The following is a 17,948-nucleotide window of genomic DNA, read 5'->3' as shown; positions in this document are numbered from 1 at the left end:
TCGCGCGGGGGCGGCCTCCGTCACATCGGTCGTTCGACCTATCCCGGTAGTAGTCCGTGCTCCATCGCGAATACGGCGGCGCCTGCCCTCGTACGGCGGCCGATCTTGTCGTAGATGTGTGCCAGATGGTGGCCGACCGTTCGTTCCGAGACGACTAGCTCCCCGGCGATCTTCCTATTGGACATCCCGCGTGCGGCCAGGCGCAGAACGTCGACCTCGCGATCTGTGAGGTCGTTGGGCCATTGCCGACGAGGCGGGCGCAGTCCCGCGGCCTCGACGACGGCAGCGCAGGCGTCTCGGTCGAGTCGACCACCGGCGACTTCCTCGGCAATGATGCTCGCGGCCGCACCCGGTGAATGTGCGGGCCGATAGGGCCGGTCCTCGGTGAGTGCGGCGAAAACGTCTGCGGCAGCGAGCAATTTGGCTGCAGCAGACAAGTCACGACCGCGGCAGCCACGGTGATAGCCGGACCCGTCGAGCCGCTCATGATGACCAGAGGCGATATCGGCGAGGTCAGCCAAGCCAGGACAGCGCCGCAGAATGCGGTCGGTCCAGTACGCGTGCAGCCGGACCCGTTCCCAGTCGCCCGCACCGAGCGGTCCGGGGCGATCCCAGACGCTGCTCGAGACCGCCGCGCGACCGATGTCGTGCAGCAACGCGGCTGCGCGCAGCCGTGCACGATCGTCCGCCGACATTCCGGACAGTTCGCCTGCCCGATCCGACAGTCCCGCGACATGCGCCGAATGCCCAAGCAGAAAACGGCCTTTGAGGTCGACGACGATCGCCAGCGCCAGGCATAGCCGGTCGCGTTCGCTGGGGACGACGACTGCCGGAAGTCCTGGTTCGGCGGCAACCACTGCGGCCAGCAGGTCCGGCGAATCGAGCCTGCCGAAGACCGTGTCGGCGCCTTTGACGAATGCGGATACGAGGTCGGGGTCGAGGTGTCCGCCCGAGCGCCGTTGTAGCTCGCTCACAGCGGCTCCGCGCCCGCGCGCGCCGTGTGCCTGGACCGCCTGCTCGGCAACGTGCAGGATCCGCGCGGGCAGCGAAATCTCGTCGCCGTGCTCGTGGTCCGGAATCCCGAGCCCGTCCCACCGTTCGTAGACCTCCGAAAGCGCAGTGACCGAGCCTTCGGGCAAACCGAGGCGCGGTCCGAGCGCCTTGCTCACCTCGCACACGGACCGAGCCGCGACGGCCCCGGTGGTCGGCGCCAAGCGTAGGAAGTCCGCGACCATCTTCGGCTGCTTCTCGGGTCCCGCCCAGGAGCCGAACTGCGCCATCTGTGCGCCGAATACCTCCGCGTCCCCGAAATCGAGCGCCTTGAATGCGGTTTCGAATGCGATGTCGTCACCGAAGATCGCCGCATTCTCGGTCGCGTGGCTGGTGCACCCGACCGCACCGAGTAACGCCGCGTGGAACACCACTCGACAATCGGCGGAATCGAGCCCGATTTCGTCGGCGAGCGCAGTCGCAACCAGGCACGTCGCGAGACCCTTCTCGAACGGCATTCCCGTCGCGAGATCGGTCGTCAACGACAGCGCCGCGAGTACTTCGGAGACGCGGATGGTGCTGATCGCCACCTATCGAACGATATTCCCCGTGCGTGAGTTCGGCCCCCTGAGGGGCTAAACTCACGCACAGTTATTGCTGGTCAAGCGGCCAAGTACTGTTGGCCCATGCCGGACCTGCGTGCGATCGCGATTCGAGCGATCCCCGCTTTCTACAGCTTCGGTCTGGCCGCCATCGTTTTCGGGCCGCTCTTCCGGCCCGGGTACCTGCTCTACCACGATGCGGTGAGCACGCCTCGTTCGTTCCTGACGGATTCCGCGCTCGGCCTCGGCGACGCGGCGCCGCGTGCTGTCCCGCAGGATGCGATCGTCGCCGTCGCCTCGACCGTTCTCGACGGCGGACTGGTAGTGAAGGCGATCCTTTTCGCATCGCTGTGGCTGGCCGGTTGGGGAGCAGCGGTCCTCGCGAAGTCGTTGCTCGACGCGTCGACCGGTCCGCAAGTCGTGGCCGCGACGATCGCGATCTGGAATCCTTTTGTCGCCGAACGGCTCCTGCAAGGCCACTGGAGTTTGCTCGCCGGGTACGCCGCCCTGCCCTGGGTCGTGCACGCCGCGCTGAAGGGCTCGTGGCCTGGGCTTGCTGTCTGCTTCGCGGTCGCGGGGTTGACGCCGACCGGCGCGGTCCTGGCTGTGCTGACAGCGGTAGCGGTCGTGCGGGGTCGGCACCTGATCGGCGTCGGCCTACTTGCCGTCGCTGCGTCCGCGCCGTGGCTCATCGCGGCGGCAATGTCGGAAGGCGGAAGTTCGTCGGATCCGGCCGGTGTCGCAGCCTTCGCTGCCCGCGCGGAGCCTTGGTTGGGTACGACGGGCAGCCTCGCCGGTCTGGGCGGGATCTGGAACGCGAACGCCGTTCCCACGTCGCGGACGAGCGTGTACGCCCTCGTCGGCACCGTGCTGTTGCTGGTCGTGGTCGCAGCCGGGCTGCCAGGTCTACTGAAGCGCAGGGACCGCGTGATCTACGCACTCGCACTGCTTGCCGTGGTCGCGATCGCCTTCGGCGCCGTCGCCGCGACGTCGTGGGGCATCGACGCCGGCGAGTGGGTCGTCGTCCACGTCCCCGGCTCGGGACTGTTCCGTGACACTCAGAAGTGGGTCGCGCTCGCGATGCCGCTCTATGCCCTCGCAGGCGCCTCAGCTGCTCGTGAGTCTTTTAGGAGCCTATGGACTCCTAAAAGACTCACGAGTGTCGTGGCGGCTGGGCTGGTACTGATCGCCACCCCAGACCTGGTGTGGGGCGTCGCAGGCGCCTTGAAGCCCGTGCATTACCCACCATCGTGGGAGCGAGTCGCCGCCGAAGTCGGCGAGGGTGACGTCGCGGTCCTGCCCGGCGGGATGTTCCGCTCGTTTCCCTACACCGGCAAAGCGCTGGTGCTCGACCCTGCGCCCCGGATGCTGCGCAGCGACGTCCTACAGACCGGCGAACTCATCGTCGCGGGCGGAGTGGTCAAGGGAGAAGGGGATCGGGCGGCTCGCGTCGAAAAGACGCTCCTCGACGGCGGACCGCCCAGCGACCTCGCCGAGCTCGGGGTCGCCTGGGTTCTCGTCGAACACACCACTCCCGGACCGCTCGGCTCGGCAGGAAAGACACTCGCTCAGCTCGAGCTCACCTACGACGACGCCGAACTGACTCTGTACAAGGTTCCTGGTGACGTCGCCGCATCTGCAAAACCCCGTGCACTGGCCATCGCCGCGCACGTGCTCTGGGCGATGCTGCTAGCCGGTGGCTTGCTCGGGCTCGTAGTCCGCCGCCGACGAGCTACTGCCGATCAGGCCTGATACTCGCTCGCCGCGCACCGAAGCGGCCAACACATCGAAGACGCCGCTCGCACATTGCTCCCAGGAGAACTCCCGTGCCCGCACGCGCGCCTTTTCGCCCAGTTCCAGGCGCGCATCGTCGTCACGGAGCAAGCTTTCGACTGCCGCGGTCAACTCGCCGGGACCGTCGACCAGCAGACCGGTTACGCCATCGATGATCGAGTCGGTCAGGCCGCGTGAGCTGCGGTAGCCGACCGTCGGAACGCCGTGCTGCGCCGCTTCGATGACCGCCAGCCCCCAGCCTTCCTTGCGCGACGGGAGGACGTGAACCCATGCGCGGGCAAGCAATTCATGCTTGCGCTGCTCCGGTACGTGACCGTGGAACGTCACCGCGGAATCGATGCCGAGGTCGGCGACGCGCTCGCGGAGTTTCTCGTCCCACCAGCCACCGCCGACAACGTCGAGGTGCAGGCCAGGAATCTGGTCACGCAGTTCCGCCACGACCGCGAGCGCATCTTCGATCTGCTTGTGCGGCACAAGCCGCGAAAGGACGACGATGCTGGGGTGGCTGGTCCGTGTGCTGGGCGAGCCGGCTGACACGCCGTGCGGAATCGGTTCTGCACCGTTTCGCACGACGGCGATGCGCTCGCGCGCCACGCCGAGCCCGGACAACTCTTCAGCGGACGGCAATGAGACCGTCAAGTACTGATTGCGCCGGTGCGCCCGCGGTGAGAGTCGCGATTCGACCCACCAGCCGATCCGTCCGGTCAGTTTTCCTGCGACCGGCCATTGCTCGCGATGACAGTGATGCACCAGGACCGTCACCGGCGCCCCCACCACGGACCTCGCGAAGAACGGAATGCCGTTCTGCGTATCGATGACGGCGTCCGGTCGGATGCCCTTGAGCGGTCCGACGCCAACGCGTCCGAGTGCGATCGCGGCCAAGGCTCGTGGATACACACTGAAACGTCCGCCGCCGCGGCTGATCCGGATGCCGGCGCTGAGTTCGTCCTTGGCAGCACCTGGGTAATGCGCGGTCCGCAGTGTCACCTTGATTCCGCTGGCTGCGAGTTCGGCGCCGACCTGCTCGAGGTAACGCTCGCTGCCGCCCCCCTGAGGATGGCGCGTGTCGCGCCAGCAGAGCAGCAGAACCTCGCGCACGTGACGACTCTCCCTAGGTTTCGGCGTGTTGGTGCACCAGACTAACGGTTGCACCCTGCACCGATCGCGCCACACGGCGAGAACGCTATTGTTGCGTTCCGTGTTGTTCGCCGACCCCCGCCGCCGCTCGGTGACAGCTGGGTTCGCCCGACGCGCCACGTTGAAACGTTCTACTCGCCTGCTGAGCGACTTCAAACACGAGCAAACCGACCCCCAGCACTTCTACGGCGCACTCGCAGGCGACTCGGTCGACCTGATCGGCGACCTTTACCTCGGCACCACCGGCAAGACCCTCGACGGAGCAGCGGTCCTCGATGTCGGCGGCGGTCCCGGCTATTTCGCAGAGCGCTTCGCGCGTGCAGGCGCCCGCTACATCCCGGTCGAGCCGGACCCCTCGGAGATGCACGCGGCCGGACTGTCCGTGCACGGCGCGGTCCGTGGGTCGGGGATGTCGTTGCCGTTCCGCGACGGCTCGGTCGACATCTGCTTCTCGTCGAACGTCGCCGAGCACGTCCGCGAGCCATGGGTGATGGCCGACGAGATGCTCCGGGTCACCAAACCAGGCGGACTGATGGTGCTGTCGTACACGGTCTGGCTCGGGCCGTTCGGCGGTCACGAAACCGGTCCGTGGCATTACCTCGGCGGCGAGCGCGCGGCCCGGCGATATGTGCGCAAGCACGGTAAAGAGCCCAAGAATCGCTTCGGCGAATCGTTGTTCGCCGTTCGCGCGTCCGACGGATTGCGCTGGGCCAAAGGCCTTTCCGATGGCGAGCTGTTGGCGACTTTCCCGCGCTACCACCCTCGCTGGGCGTGGTGGGTGGTGCGCGTGCCGTGGTTGCGCGAGCTCCTCACGAGCAATCTCGTCATTGTGGCCTCGCCCCCCGTGCGCGAGTTCGGCCCCTAGAGAGGTAAAACTCGCGCACAGTCAGGTCGTCCACTGACAGGCAAACCCGCGCATAGTAGACAGATGGTCAATCTCGCTCTGGACATCGGCGGAACCAAGCTCGCAGCCGCGCGAGTCGGTGACAACGGAACGCTCGAAGGCGTCGAGCAGACGCCCACTCCGCCCACCCGATTCTGGGACACTTGCTCGGCGCTGCTGACGAAGGTCGCGGCGGGCGAAACCGTCACACGGGTCGGCATTGCGTCCGCAGGTCCGGTCGACATCGTCGCAGGCACCGCGTCGCCCCTCAACATCCCGGAGTTGTGCGCCGGGTTCGGGATCGTCGACGCAGTGCAGGCCCTGTTCCCCTCCGCCCGAATACGTTTCGCGATGGACGGCGCCGCCGCTGCATGGGGTGAGCACCTGTATGGCGCCGGTCGTGGGGTGCCGAACCTGCTCGGCATGGTCGTCTCGACCGGCATCGGGGGCGGTGTGGTTCTCGACGGCAAAATGGCCGTCGGACGGACAGGAAACGCCGGACACATCGGGCATGTCGTCGTCGACTCCGAGATCGTGTGCGCGTGCGGTGCGATCGGCTGTGTCGAGGCCGTCGCGAGCGGACCGTCGTCCGTGCGGTGGGCACGTTCCCAAGGGTGGCCGGGAACAACCGGCGTCGAACTGTCGAAGGCGGCAGCCGCAGGCGATACGATCGCGGTCGCGGCCCTGCACCGGTCCGGGACAGCTGTCGGGCAGGCGATCGCCTCGGCTGCGGCATTGCTCGACGTCGACCTCGTCGTGGTGGGCGGCGGATTCGCCCTCTCCGGCCCGTTGCTCTGGGATCCCTTGCAGGAGTCCATTTCCCGGCACGCCAAACTGTCGTTCCTCACGAATCTGCGGGTTGTCCCGGCCGAACTCGGCGGCCTCGGGACTTTGACGGGCGCAGGCGCCCTGACCCTCGAGTGAGTACTACTCCACGCGGACCCATAGTGAAACGTGTTCTAGTTATGTAGCGTGTCCACTATGGACGCCGGCCATGCAGAAGTCGCCCGACCGACCAGCTCAGTGCGCGATACCGGGCTGCTTCGAGAGGAACTCGGGAGCTGGCTCGTCACAGTGTTGCCCGAGGGGTCCGACCCCGTCGTCGACCACGTCGTCCTGCCGTCGGCCAATGGAATGTCGAGCGAGACGATCCTCTTCGACGCGATGTGGACCGAAGGCGCCGACCGCGCCAGCCACCAGCTCGTTGCGCGCGTCGCGCCCGGAGCGACGACGATGCCGGTGTTCCCCAGCTACGACCTTCATTCGCAGTACCTGATCATGCGCGCGGTCCGGGGGCATGTTCCGGTGCCGCCGGTGTTGTGGTCGGAGCAAGGTTCCAACGCGCTGGGTGCGCCGTTTTTCGTGATGGAGCGAGTCGACGGCGACGTGCCGCCCGACGTGATGCCGTACAACTTCGGCTCGTGGGTGACCGAAGCGACGCAGGCCCAGCGTGAGCGCATGCAGGTCGCATCCGTCGGCGTGCTGGCAGCGCTGCACGCGATCCCACTGGACGACTTTGCGTTTCTCGGAACAGCGAGCGATGCCGGGGCGGCCCTGCGCGCTCACATCGCGAGTCAGCGGACGTACTACGAATGGGTTGTCGGCGACAGCCCTCGATCGCCCCTGCTGGACCGATGCCTGGACGAACTGGAAGCGACTGTTCCGACGGATGCCTCGCCCGCAGTGTTCTGTTGGGGCGATGCCCGAATCGGCAACATCATGTATCGCGATTTCGAGCCGGTGGCAGTACTGGACTGGGAAATGGCCACGATCGGACCGCGTGAACTCGACATCGGCTGGATGATTTTCTTACACAGGTTCTTCGAGGACCTGACGAGAATGGCAGGGTTGCCCGGTCTGCCCGACTTCCTCCGGCGCGACGACGTCGCCACGACCTACCGAGACAAATCAGGTCACGACCCGACCAACCTGAACTACTTCATCTTCTACGCGGCAGTCCGCCACGCCATCGTGATGTTTCGCGTGCAAAGCAGGGCAATTCATTTCGGCCAGGCGACGGCACCCGCCAATCCGGACGACATGATTCTCCACCACACCACGTTGGCCGAGATGCTCGACGGAACCTACTGGGACAGGATCGCTTGATGCTTTCGCCGATGGACGATTATCCCATTCATCAAGTAGCGCAACCGGTTCGGCAGGTCGCAACGTCGGACCGCAACTTCTACGACCGCTACTACTTCAACTGCTATCCCCTCACCGGCGAGCTGTTCTTGATCATCGGGCTCGGTCAGTACCCCAATCTCGGTGTGACGGACGGGTTTGCGGTCGTGCGTTCCGGCGACGACCACATCGTGTTTCGCGCGTCGAAAGCCCTCGAAGACCGAGCTGACACCACGGTCGGACCGCTCCGAATCGAAGTGCTCGAAGGCCTGCAACGGTTGCGCGTCGTGCTGGAACCGTCGGCGGCAGCGGTGTCCTTCGACCTCACTTTCGACGCGACTGTGCCCGCGTACCAGGAAGCACGGCATTATCGCCGTCAGCTGGAGCGAGTCATTTTCGACACCTGCAGATTCGTGCAAACCGGCAGGTGGACAGGCGAGTTGACCGTCGACGGCCAGCGGCACGACGTCACACCCGAGACGTGGCGAGGCAACCGCGACCGATCCTGGGGCGTGCGACCGGTCGGCGAGCCCGAGCCCGCTGGACGACGGGCCACCGAGCCGCAGAACTTCTTCTGGATCTACAGCGTGATGGCATTCGACGACTTCTCGGTGTTCACGTTCATCCAGGAAGACGAAGTCGGTCGGCGCATCGTCGAAGAGGCGGTCCGCATTCGGCCGAACGCGGAACCCGAGTGGCTGGGACGGCCAGAGCACAATCTCGAATTCGCCTCCGGCACCCGCGATGTCGTGGCGGCAACGCTGACATTCACTCTGCCGAACAGTGATCCCATCACTGTGCGGTGCGAACTGCTGCTCGCGAACTTCATGGCGATCGGGACCGGCTACGGCCTCGACCCCGACTGGCGCCATGGTATGTGGCAGGGCGAACTCGTCGTCGACAACCTTCGGAAGAAGGTCGCCGAGATCGATGCCGGACTGCGCATGTTCGCACCGGTCGACCATCTCGCCCGCTTCGAATTGACCGATGGAGCCGGCACCTATTCGGGTACAGGACTTTTCGAAGTCGGCGTGATCGGTCCGCACGCGCCGTCCGGCTTCACCAGCTACACCGATCCAGCGCCATAGAAGGGCACGGATATATGACGAACTACGACAAGCTGTTCATCGGCGGCCACTGGACCGCTCCAGCAACAGACGAGCGGCTCGATGTCTTCTCCCCCGCCACCGAAGAGAAGGTGGGTAGTACGCCCGTCGCAGGACCAGCCGACATCGATCGAGCTGTCGCCGCAGCGCGCGATGCGTTCGAGAACGGTCCCTGGCCACGGACCGCGCCGATCGAAAGAGCCGCGGTACTGCGCAAGGTCGTGACGCTGATCGAGCAGCGCAGCGCGGACCTGACCGCGACGCTCACTGCCGAAATGGGCGGCCCACCAACGATGGTCGGGATGATGCAACAGACTCCGGCGGTCGCTGTGCTGAATTACTACTCGGCCCTCGCCGACGAATTCCCCTGGCAGGAAACCAGACACGGCATTTTCGGACAGAGTCAGGTGCTACGCGAGCCGGTCGGCGTCGTCGCCGCCGTGATCGCGTGGAACGTCCCACTGTTCCTCTCGATCAACAAACTCGCTCCCGCCTTGCTCGCCGGATGTTCGGTCGTGCTCAAACCAGCACCCGAGACACCGTTGTGCGCCAACTTGATTGCCGACATCTTCACCGAGGCCGGGTTGCCGGACGGCGTGCTGTCGGTGCTGCCGGGCGGAGCGGATACCGGCGAATACCTGACCTCGCACCCGGGCGTCGACAAGGTCACGTTCACCGGAAGCACAGCGGTCGGACGTCGGATCGGTGCTGTCGCAGGTCAACAGCTGAAGCGCTGTTCACTGGAACTCGGCGGCAAGTCGGCCGCAATCATTCTGGAAGACATCGACATTGCCGCAACCATGCCGATGCTGCTGCTTTCCGGACTCATGAACAGTGGCCAGGCGTGCGTCGCGCAGACTCGAATCCTGGCCCCCCGCAGCCGGTACACCGAGGTGCTCGATGCGATGGTCGCGGGCGCGTCGTACATGGCGGTCGGCGACCCGACCGACCCCGCAACCGCACTCGGACCGCTCATCTCCGCCAAACAACGCGACCGCGTCGAGGGCTACATCGCCAAAGGCAAAGCCGAGGGTGCTCGCCTCGTGCTCGGCGGCGGCCGCCCAGCCGGACTCGACAAAGGCTGGTTCGTCGAGCCGACAATCTTTGCGGACGTGGACAATTCGATGACCATTGCTCGGGAGGAAATCTTCGGGCCAGTCCTGTCGGTGATCCCGTACGACTCCACCGACGAGGCGATCAAGATCGCGAACGATTCCGACTACGGACTTGCCGGCTCGGTATGGACAACCGATATCGACCGCGGGCTTCGCGTCGCAGCACAGGTCCGGACCGGAACCTACGCGATCAACTGGTACGCCTTCGATCCAGGTTCGCCGTTCGGTGGCTACAAGAATTCCGGGATCGGAAGGGAAAGCGGCCCAGAAGGACTCGACGCGTTCTGTGAACAGAAGTCCGTGCTGATGCCGCCAGGCTGGAGCGGCTGATCCGGCGCTGAATCATCGACCGTCATTGCAGCGACCCCGGATCGGTCGATCTCGACCTGTACGCCGGGATTCGACGGCACATCGCTACCGAGGACCTCGGCGAACGTCGCCGCCAACAACGGGCAACTTGTCGACAGTTCTTGATCGGCCAAGACCGTCACAAGCACGCGTACGGGGTCGAAACAGCCTGGCGCAACGGGAGCGTCGATCACCCACACTTCCCGAAACTCCAGCACGGGAAGGTCCGCCTGTTCTGCCGCTCGAATGACCACCGCATCCGAGCACGCTTGCGCATACGCGTACACCCTTCGCAGGGCCTCGCCCAACGGGTAGCCCGCTGCGACAGTTGCGATCCGCGCGATCACCCGTCGATCGTGGCTGTCGGGAAGTCCGCACTCGAGGTCGGCTGCGCGGCGCTCGATCGACAAGCTCACCTCGCCACTGCCGGACTTGTCCGCAAGATAGATCGCCGCTGCACCCACCACATCCCAGCCGTCGACGAACCTCGATACGATCGAATCGGTCCCCATCCAGTTCATTCTTCGGCGGCCACCCCAGTTCGACCCGCGTAGTCGACTACTCGACTAGAGGCGGCAATGATCAACGGATGACCATCGTCTGGCGAGTCGCATCGAGCCTGGTCGCCGTGGCGGTCGTGACCGCGTGCGGCCCTGCCCAAGCCGAGCCACATCCCACCGCGCACCCTGGCGAACCGATCCCGACGATCGGCGTTCTGTTCGCAGGCAACACTCCGATCCACACCTGCACTGCTGGCGTGCTCGACAGCGCCGCAGGCGATCTCGTCTTGACGGCCGCACACTGCCTGGCAGGTCCGGGACTCGGAATCTCGTTCGCGCCCGGTTACGACAACGGCGTCTCACCGTTCGGTGTATGGACCGTCGAGCAGGTCTTCGTCGATGCGCAGTGGGTGACTGTGCAAGATCCCGCTCACGACTACGCGATCCTTCGGGTCAAGCGTGACGATGGCGCCGCCATCGAATCCGTAGTCGGCGGCGGACTCACGCTCGCCGCGGCACCGACGCCGGGCACCGCGCTCAGCATCTCCGGCTACCCCATCGGCCTGAACGACCGTCCGCTGACCTGCAACACCACAGCGCGCGTCGTCGAACAGGATCCAGCATTCAGTTGCGCCGGCTTCGGCGATGGAACGAGCGGATCGCCGTGGGTGGTCGGCACCACGGCCACCGGCGTCATCGGCGGACGACACCAGGGCGGTTGCACCGGAGACGAGACATTCTCAGCGCCCTTCGGCGCCGACGTGTTCGCGCTGCTGGACCGCGCCGAAACCGCAACCACCGGCGACAGCGCGCCGATCGCGCTGGGCGACGGCTGCTGAGCGGTCAGGGCGTGCAGGGACTATCTGGGCCCTTCAGATACGCCTCGACGTCGGACTTCTTCGGATTGTCGATCATGAGGCTGATGACCGGCTCGTTGTCGTTGACCTCGTCGAGGTAGTAGCGCTTCTCGCCTTTACCTTGCTCGAACTCGACCAGGCACTTGCCGATTTTGACGTCGGCTTCGTAGGTGGTCTTGTTCGTCGTCCGCTTGGGCCGCTTCTTCGACTTCGACGTGGTCGACTTCGACTTCTCCTCGCGAACCTGGCTCACGCTGAAACCGGCCTGCTCGAGCTGCTTCTGGAAATCCTTCTTCTGATTTCCACAGCTCGAGAGGCCGAGTATCAGTGCTACCGTTGCGATCAGGGCAGACAGCACCCTGGTTGTACGCGTGTACTGCGCCCTCGCCGATTTCATTCGGACAGGATCGCACAAAACGCCCAAAAAGGCCGAGCTATCAGCCCAAACGCTGCTTGAGTGCCTCGAACTCGTCGACCACGCCGGAGGGCAGCTTGTCGCCGATGAACTCGAACCACTCCTCGATGAGCGGAATTTCCTTCTTCCACTCCTCGACATCGACCTTCAACGCGTCGTCCACGTCAGCAGCGTCGACGTCCAGGCCCGCGAGATCCATCTGCGCAGCGGACGGGACGGTGCCGATCGGCGTGACCGCACCCTCAGCGGTGCCCTCGATCCGGCCCACTATCCACTCGAGCACGCGCGAGTTCTCGCCGAATCCTGGCCACAGGAAGCGGCCGTCGTCGCCGCGACGGAACCAGTTGACGTAGAAGATCTTCGGCAGCTTCTGGGCATCGGCGTTCTTGCCCAGGTTGATCCAGTGACCGATGTAATCGCCCACGTGGTAGCCCATGAACGGCAGCATCGCCATCGGGTCGCGGCGCACCGTGCCGACCTTGCCCTCGGCCGCGGCCGTCTGCTCCGAGCTCATCGTCGCGCCCATGAAGACACCGTGCTGCCAGTCGAGCGATTCGGTCACGAGCGGCACCGTCGTCTTGCGGCGGCCACCGAACAGGATCGCCGAGATCGGCACACCCTGCGGGTCGTCCCATTCCGGCGCCAGCGTTGGGCACTGCGACATCGGGGTGCAGTAGCGCGAGTTCGGGTGCGCGGCCTTCGTGTCCGTCTCCCGGAGGATCCAGTCGTTGCCCTTCCAGTCGATCAAGTGGTCGGGCTCGCCTTCCAGGCCCTCCCACCACACATCGTTGTCGTCGGTGAGCGCGACGTTGGTGAAGACGGTGTTGCCCGCCTCGATGGTCCGCATCGCGTTGGGATTCGAGTGATGGTTCGTACCCGGTGCAACACCGAAGAAGCCGAACTCAGGGTTCACCGCGTACAGGCGGCCGTCCTTGCCGAAACGCATCCAGGCAATGTCGTCACCGAGGGTCTCGGCGCGCCATCCCGGAACGGTCGGCTGGATCATCGCGAGGTTTGTCTTGCCGCAGGCAGACGGGAATGCGGCAGCGATGTAGTAGTTCTTGTTCTCAGGGCTGATCAGCTTCAGGATCAGCATGTGCTCGGCGAGCCAGCCCTCGTCGTGGGCCATCGCCGATGCGATGCGCAGGGAGTAGCACTTCTTGCCCAGCAGCGCGTTGCCGCCGTACCCGGAGCCGAAGCTCCAGATCTCGCGGTCTTCGGGAAAGTGGGTGATGTACTTCGTGTCGTTGCACGGCCACGGCACGTCCGCCGCGCCGTCCACCAAGGGCGCGCCGACCGAATGCAGGCACTTCACGAAGGGTCGGTCGGTGCCCAGCTTGTCGAGAGCAGCCTGGCCCATGCGGGTCATCACGCGCATCGACACAACGACGTACTCGCTGTCGGTGAGCTCGACACCCAGCTTCGGATCCTCAGCACCCAGCGGGCCCATGCAGAACGGGACGACGTACATCGTGCGGCCGCGCATGCTGCCGCGGAAGAGCGGTGTCAGCGTCTGGCGCATCTCGGTCGGGTCGACCCAGTTGTTGGTCGGGCCGGCATCGGCTTCCGACCGCGAACAGATGTAGGTGCGCGACTCGACGCGAGCGACGTCGGACGGGTCCGACAGTGCGAGGAACGAGTTCGGCTTCTTGTTCTTGTCGAGCTGGCGGAAAGTGCCCGCCTCGACGAGCCGAGTTGTCAGCCGATCCCATTCTTCATCCGAGCCGTCGGCGAACACGACCCGATCCGGTTGCGTGAGCTCGGCAACCTCCTGCACCCAGGCGAGCAACACACTGTGCTGCGTAGGAGGCGTTGCGTCGGTTCCGAGACCGGGAATGGTCGCTGAGGTCATCTAACTCTCCTGAGGTGGGGCCGGAACGGCGCGGTCTTGCGCGGAGCCGGGGTTCCTAGCCCTAGAGGTTAACGCCGCGCTACATGAAGTAAGGAATCGGGTGGTGTCCGATTTCTCGGCATACATTTCGACCTTCTTGGCGACAGGTACCCACCGGGGCTGCTCTGTTAACCAAGGTTACCGTGATCAGTGCGTTCCCAGCGAACTCCACCGTTCTCATCGTGACGAAACTCCCAGGCAGCGAACTCGCCGGAGTCGTCGACGACCGTGACGTGATCGGCGTAGCCATCGAGATCGGTGTCGGTCATGACGATGAGCGCCTCGTCGGATTCGACCGTCGCGGTGTCCATGGTTCCGTCACCGTCGATGTCTTGCGTCGGATGATTCAATTCGACGGGCCCGAGGTTTTCCAGAGACGTCGAACCATCGGCATGCGTGATGTCCGGCACCGAGAACTCGTTGGACGTGACCATGACTACTGCTCCTGATACAGATCGCTACAACTTCTCGGCTCGATGGGTTGGACGCGCGGCAGCACCCGTCGGTTCCATCGTCGGTGGGTTTCCAATGAATTATTTCGGACGATCGCTGTTCGGCAGCTGTGCCAGACCCCGGGCGATCGTATCGAGGTCTCGCTCGCATGCGGCCAACTGTCCAGCGTTTCGGGCACTGAATTGCCGCATCCTTGCATCGATCGCGGAGATCTCGGCATCGACTGCGACCATGCGTTCCGCACTGATGCGAACGACATGGTCCGCCAGTGCTCCTTCTGCGGCGACGAGCGCCCCGATCACCCGTTGTTCGAGTTGCGACCGGACGCTCACCAGCGCGTCGGCAGTCCATTGCCGCAGATGCGCGCGGTCGGCGACCTGCCCACGCGACCGAGTGATCCACCACGCCCCAAGTCCGCCGAGCACCAGTGTCACTGGGATGGTCGCGTAATCCAGCGCCGGGACCAACGACAACGGCGTCACTGCCAGCCTGCTGATGCCGACGCCGGCAGATGCTCCGAGCACGATCATCAGTCGATCCTCGACACCGCGGACCCGCGACGTCGGGCCTTCGCCCAACTGCGGCTGCGGTCCACCGATCGCGGCACCCACCGCGGCGCCGTCGTTACCGAGAACCTTGGCTCGGATCTCGGCAATGCGCCGGTGCGTCTGTTCGTCGATATCGCCGGTCAACGCTGCGACCGCGTCCTCGACCGTGCGCGGGAACGCACGCAACTGCGTCCGGTCTGCGCGATCGATCGCCTGCCGCGCCGTGATGTTGACCGCACGCACGCGGTTCGCCACTTCGTGCAGCAACTCGACCCGGGCAAGCTGAACCTGGCTGCGCAGCGCCGCCATCGCCTCCGCGCGACCGCCGTCGCGCCGGGACACCAGTGCGGACCGCTCATTGCGTAGGGCCGCCACCTCGGTCGCGGGCCGAAGCGACTCAGCCTTCGCAGCGATACGACGACGGGTTTCTTCGGCTGTCCCCTCGGTAGCGCGCAGCAGTTGCTCGGTCCGCACCCGGTCGGGATCCGTGGCCAGCTCGGCCGCGATCACGTCACGCAACTCGAGCATTCCGGAGTTCACCCGGACCAGGCCGCGCCCGTCCGAGCGGGTTCGCGCCCACTGCGCCAACCGAACCGACACCGGCAGTATCCGCTTACCATGCGGCGCCAGCAGCTCGCTGTTGCGATTGCGGACCGACCGCCAGTCCCGGTTGGCGTCGATACCTTCGATCCCGAACACCACTCGAGTGCCCAGGAGGATCACCGATTCGACGTGCCGAAGGGTCGAACGACCGATCGGCGCGGTCGCATCCAGCACAAAGACGACGAGTGCGGCGTCGTCGGGTGAGTTCGCGAATTCGATGTCAGCAGCGATCGCCGCGAGTTCGTCCTGCACTGCGGCCGCCTCATGACCCAGCACTGCAACAGTCCGTCCGTCGTCGGGCAGATTCTCGAGCTTGCGGAGCCGTTCGATTCCAGCCGGATTCCATCGTGCGATGACTGCCTCGACGTCGGAAGGCAGCCGCACCGCTTGCTCAACCATGCTGGCCCAGCGACGACCACGCGCGGACGTAACCATGGTGGATCGCCAAAGCCGCGCGCCGACCGGGAGCGCCGACGTCGCCCCCGGCGTAGTTGCGCCACCACCTGGCGAGCTGCAGTGCTTGCGCGGCGTCCGCCGGAACCGCGAGCGCGTGGTCGGCGACGACGCCCTCGATACTCGGACTGGCCCAGGCCGCTTCCAGACCGATTTGGGCGGCCGCCGCGCTGCGGAGAAATCCTTCGAGTTCATCGCGTGCACCCGAACCCAGTGCGCGTGCGGCGAGCCGTTCGACGGTGTCGAGAAACCGCCCGCCCCGCAACGACGCGGCGCGGCGCAACCTCGTGCTCATCGCGGTCCGCACGGCGTCGATCCCGCTCGCGGCGTTGAGGATCTGGGTGACGGCTCGACCACTGAGCTGCGGATTCCGCTGCAACGCGGCAAGCGCAGCGGTGACGCCGAAGAGTTCCCAGCGTTCCAGGAGCGCGCGGCGCGACCCGGCGTCGGAGGGCGCATCGGCAGCTACGAAGAGGTCCGGCGAGAGCGTGAGCGTGGGTCGATCGGCACTCGCGAGGGCACGCAACACGCCCAACTCGGTGGTCGTCACGCCCGACGCCGTCGCCTGGACCGCCAGAGTCGCGACAAGCGGAAGGGTCCGGACACCGAGCACCTTCGTCGCCTCGTTCGCCGCGGTCAATACCGAGGGACAATCCCCGCGGACGGCATCCGCCTTGTTCAACACAGCCATCGCATGGCCTGCGGGCACGGACCGCAGGGCTTCGCGGTCGGCGTCGGTCACGCCTGCTGCGAGGACGTAGACCACCACGTCGCCGTCGAGTTCCGGCTCGGCGAAATCTGGACTGTCGACCGGGTCGGTTTCGACTATCTCAGGCAAGCCCAGCGCCGTTGCGACGGTCGTGCGTCCAGTCCCCTCGCGGCCGGTGATCTGGACCCGCATCGGTCGACGGAACTCGGCGACGGCGGCGATAAGCGCCATTCCGATCTCGGGGTCGCAGCGGTGAACGCGCTCGATGAGCCGGTCGAGTTCTTGATCGTCCACTGATGTCCACCCCCTTCGACCTGGGATTGTCGCAGATCGAGCGACACCGCCGCATGGCACGCTTGACCTGAACCTTGCTTCGGGTTGCACGCTCGTGGGCATGGAAGCGATCACAGTCGACGAATTCGGTCCCGCCGAGAACATGCACCTCAACCAGGTCGCCGACCCCGTGCCCGCCGAGGGCCAACTCGCGATTGCGGTCGAGGCGAGTGGGGTCCACCTCGTCGACACGGCAGTCCGCGAGGGTCGACAACTTGGACCGTTCCCCCTTCCGCCGCTGCCCTACATTCCCGGTCGGGAAGTCGCAGGGACGGTAAGCGGGGTCGGTCCGGGCGTCGATCAGGCGTGGGTCGGCAAGCGCGTTGCTGTCTCCCTCGGCAACGCCAACGGCGGCTATGCCCGGACCGCGGTAGCCAACGCCGACGACGTTCACGACATCGGTCCTGAGTTGAGTGCGGTCGACGCGGTCGCAATGGTCGGTTCGGGTCGGACCGCACTCGGCATCCTGGAGCTCGCCGCGATCACTGCTGATGATGTCGTGTTGATCACTGCCGCGGCGGGAGGCCTCGGGACCCTGTTCGTTCAGGAGGCTGTTCGGTCAGGGGCGACGGTGATCGCGTTGGCAGGTGGACCACAGAAGGTCGCCATCGCAGAACGCTTCGGCGCGCACTTCGCGGTCGACTACACCGACGCCGAGTGGTCGCAGCAGGTCGCTGACCTGCAACGACCGCCAACGGTCCTGTTGGACGGCGTCGGCGGCACAATCGCGCGCATCGCGACAGAACTGATTGATGCAGGCGGCCGGGTGCTCTTTTTCGGCCAGTCGTCGGGTGCGGTGGAGGGTCCTGAATTCGACGCGCTGACGGCCCGCGGCATCGCCGTTCGGCTGGCACTCGGCCCCACTGCGGGGTTCACGCCCGCAAATATTCGACGGTGGGCAGCGACTGCGATCGCAAAGGCGGCTGCTGGGGAACTTGTCGCCCAGGTGACGACATTTCCGCTGGCTGAGGCCGCAAAGGCGCACATTGCGCTCGCTCAGCGAGCGACCGTGGGCAAGGTTGTCTTGACCTGATTCGCGGTCTGATTCACAGCAATAACATGCGACCCAGGTGTCTCAGCCTCAGTT

Annotated in this window: 16 protein-coding genes; 8 read left to right on the top strand and 8 right to left on the bottom strand. The window is 65.6% G+C overall.

Annotation, left to right across the window (positions count from 1 at the left end):
* Positions 1 to 38: 38 nt before the first annotated feature.
* Positions 39 to 1,580, bottom strand: a complete 1,542-nt coding sequence (locus FGL95_RS11795; protein ID WP_169586814.1) for an HD domain-containing phosphohydrolase — start codon at positions 1,578 to 1,580, stop codon at positions 39 to 41.
* 96 nt (positions 1,581 to 1,676) lie between these two features.
* Here FGL95_RS11795 and FGL95_RS11790 point away from each other — a divergent pair, with 96 nt between their 5' ends.
* On the top strand, positions 1,677 to 3,344 hold the full coding sequence (locus FGL95_RS11790) for an MmpA family trehalose lipid delivery protein (protein WP_169586812.1): 1,668 nt from the start codon (positions 1,677 to 1,679) through the stop codon (positions 3,342 to 3,344).
* Here FGL95_RS11790 and FGL95_RS11785 read toward each other — a convergent pair.
* Positions 3,282 to 4,484: a glycosyltransferase gene (locus FGL95_RS11785; protein ID WP_169586810.1), complete on the bottom strand. Its 1,203-nt coding sequence runs from the start codon at positions 4,482 to 4,484 to the stop codon at positions 3,282 to 3,284. The two genes, FGL95_RS11790 and FGL95_RS11785, sit on opposite strands and share 63 nt — an antisense overlap.
* A 100-nt stretch (positions 4,485 to 4,584) precedes the next feature.
* Here FGL95_RS11785 and FGL95_RS11780 point away from each other — a divergent pair, with 100 nt between their 5' ends.
* From FGL95_RS11780 to FGL95_RS11760, 5 genes are all read left to right on the top strand, one after another.
* Complete coding sequence (locus FGL95_RS11780; RefSeq protein WP_420838034.1) at positions 4,585 to 5,388, top strand: class I SAM-dependent methyltransferase; 804 nt, start codon at positions 4,585 to 4,587, stop codon at positions 5,386 to 5,388.
* A gap of 63 nt (positions 5,389 to 5,451) precedes the next feature.
* The gene (locus FGL95_RS11775; protein ID WP_169586808.1) at positions 5,452 to 6,330 is read left to right on the top strand and encodes an ROK family protein; all 879 of its coding nucleotides are present in this window, start codon (positions 5,452 to 5,454) and stop codon (positions 6,328 to 6,330) included.
* A 57-nt stretch (positions 6,331 to 6,387) separates the two neighbouring features.
* Complete coding sequence (locus FGL95_RS11770; RefSeq protein ID WP_169586806.1) at positions 6,388 to 7,512, top strand: phosphotransferase family protein; 1,125 nt, start codon at positions 6,388 to 6,390, stop codon at positions 7,510 to 7,512.
* Positions 7,512 to 8,618 (top strand): Rv3169 family protein, encoded by a 1,107-nt coding sequence (locus FGL95_RS11765; RefSeq protein WP_169586804.1) that lies wholly within the window; start codon positions 7,512 to 7,514, stop codon positions 8,616 to 8,618. Before FGL95_RS11770 ends, FGL95_RS11765 begins: the two co-directional genes overlap by 1 nt.
* A 14-nt stretch (positions 8,619 to 8,632) precedes the next feature.
* Positions 8,633 to 10,081 (top strand): aldehyde dehydrogenase, encoded by a 1,449-nt coding sequence (locus FGL95_RS11760; protein WP_169586802.1) that lies wholly within the window; start codon positions 8,633 to 8,635, stop codon positions 10,079 to 10,081.
* Here FGL95_RS11760 and FGL95_RS11755 read toward each other — a convergent pair.
* Positions 9,982 to 10,611: a hypothetical protein gene (locus tag FGL95_RS11755; protein WP_169586800.1), complete on the bottom strand. Its 630-nt coding sequence runs from the start codon at positions 10,609 to 10,611 to the stop codon at positions 9,982 to 9,984. The genes FGL95_RS11760 and FGL95_RS11755 overlap by 100 nt on opposite strands.
* Positions 10,612 to 10,688: 77 nt before the next feature.
* Between FGL95_RS11755 and FGL95_RS11750 the strand changes: the two genes are divergently transcribed.
* Entirely contained in the window at positions 10,689 to 11,438 is a 750-nt protein-coding gene (locus tag FGL95_RS11750) for a trypsin-like serine peptidase (RefSeq protein ID WP_169586798.1), read from the top strand.
* A gap of 4 nt (positions 11,439 to 11,442) precedes the next feature.
* Here FGL95_RS11750 and FGL95_RS11745 read toward each other — a convergent pair whose 3' ends face one another.
* The 5 genes from FGL95_RS11745 to FGL95_RS11725 all read right to left on the bottom strand — a co-directional run bounded on the left by FGL95_RS11745 (position 11,443) and on the right by FGL95_RS11725 (position 16,822).
* Entirely contained in the window at positions 11,443 to 11,853 is a 411-nt protein-coding gene (locus tag FGL95_RS11745; RefSeq protein WP_169586796.1) for a hypothetical protein, read from the bottom strand.
* A gap of 40 nt (positions 11,854 to 11,893) precedes the next feature.
* Positions 11,894 to 13,723 (bottom strand): phosphoenolpyruvate carboxykinase (GTP), encoded by a 1,830-nt coding sequence (locus FGL95_RS11740; RefSeq protein ID WP_169586794.1) that lies wholly within the window; start codon positions 13,721 to 13,723, stop codon positions 11,894 to 11,896.
* A 167-nt stretch (positions 13,724 to 13,890) separates the two neighbouring features.
* The gene (locus FGL95_RS11735) at positions 13,891 to 14,196 is read right to left on the bottom strand and encodes a DUF6802 family protein (protein ID WP_169586792.1); all 306 of its coding nucleotides are present in this window, start codon (positions 14,194 to 14,196) and stop codon (positions 13,891 to 13,893) included.
* A 99-nt stretch (positions 14,197 to 14,295) separates the two neighbouring features.
* The gene (locus FGL95_RS11730) at positions 14,296 to 15,765 is read right to left on the bottom strand and encodes a hypothetical protein (RefSeq protein WP_169586790.1); all 1,470 of its coding nucleotides are present in this window, start codon (positions 15,763 to 15,765) and stop codon (positions 14,296 to 14,298) included.
* Positions 15,758 to 16,822: a hypothetical protein gene (locus FGL95_RS11725; protein ID WP_169586788.1), complete on the bottom strand. Its 1,065-nt coding sequence runs from the start codon at positions 16,820 to 16,822 to the stop codon at positions 15,758 to 15,760. The genes FGL95_RS11730 and FGL95_RS11725 overlap by 8 nt, the downstream gene beginning before the upstream one ends.
* Before the next feature lie 100 nt (positions 16,823 to 16,922).
* Between FGL95_RS11725 and FGL95_RS11720 the strand changes: the two genes are divergently transcribed.
* The gene (locus FGL95_RS11720) at positions 16,923 to 17,894 is read left to right on the top strand and encodes a zinc-binding dehydrogenase (RefSeq protein ID WP_169586786.1); all 972 of its coding nucleotides are present in this window, start codon (positions 16,923 to 16,925) and stop codon (positions 17,892 to 17,894) included.
* Positions 17,895 to 17,948 lie beyond the last annotated feature (54 nt).

It is taken from the genome of Antrihabitans stalactiti (assembly GCF_012932915.1).
Classification (GTDB): domain Bacteria; phylum Actinomycetota; class Actinomycetes; order Mycobacteriales; family Mycobacteriaceae; genus Antrihabitans; species Antrihabitans stalactiti.
The sequence above is the reverse complement of the archived record's forward strand: the minus strand, read 5'-3'. Positions and strand labels throughout refer to the sequence as shown.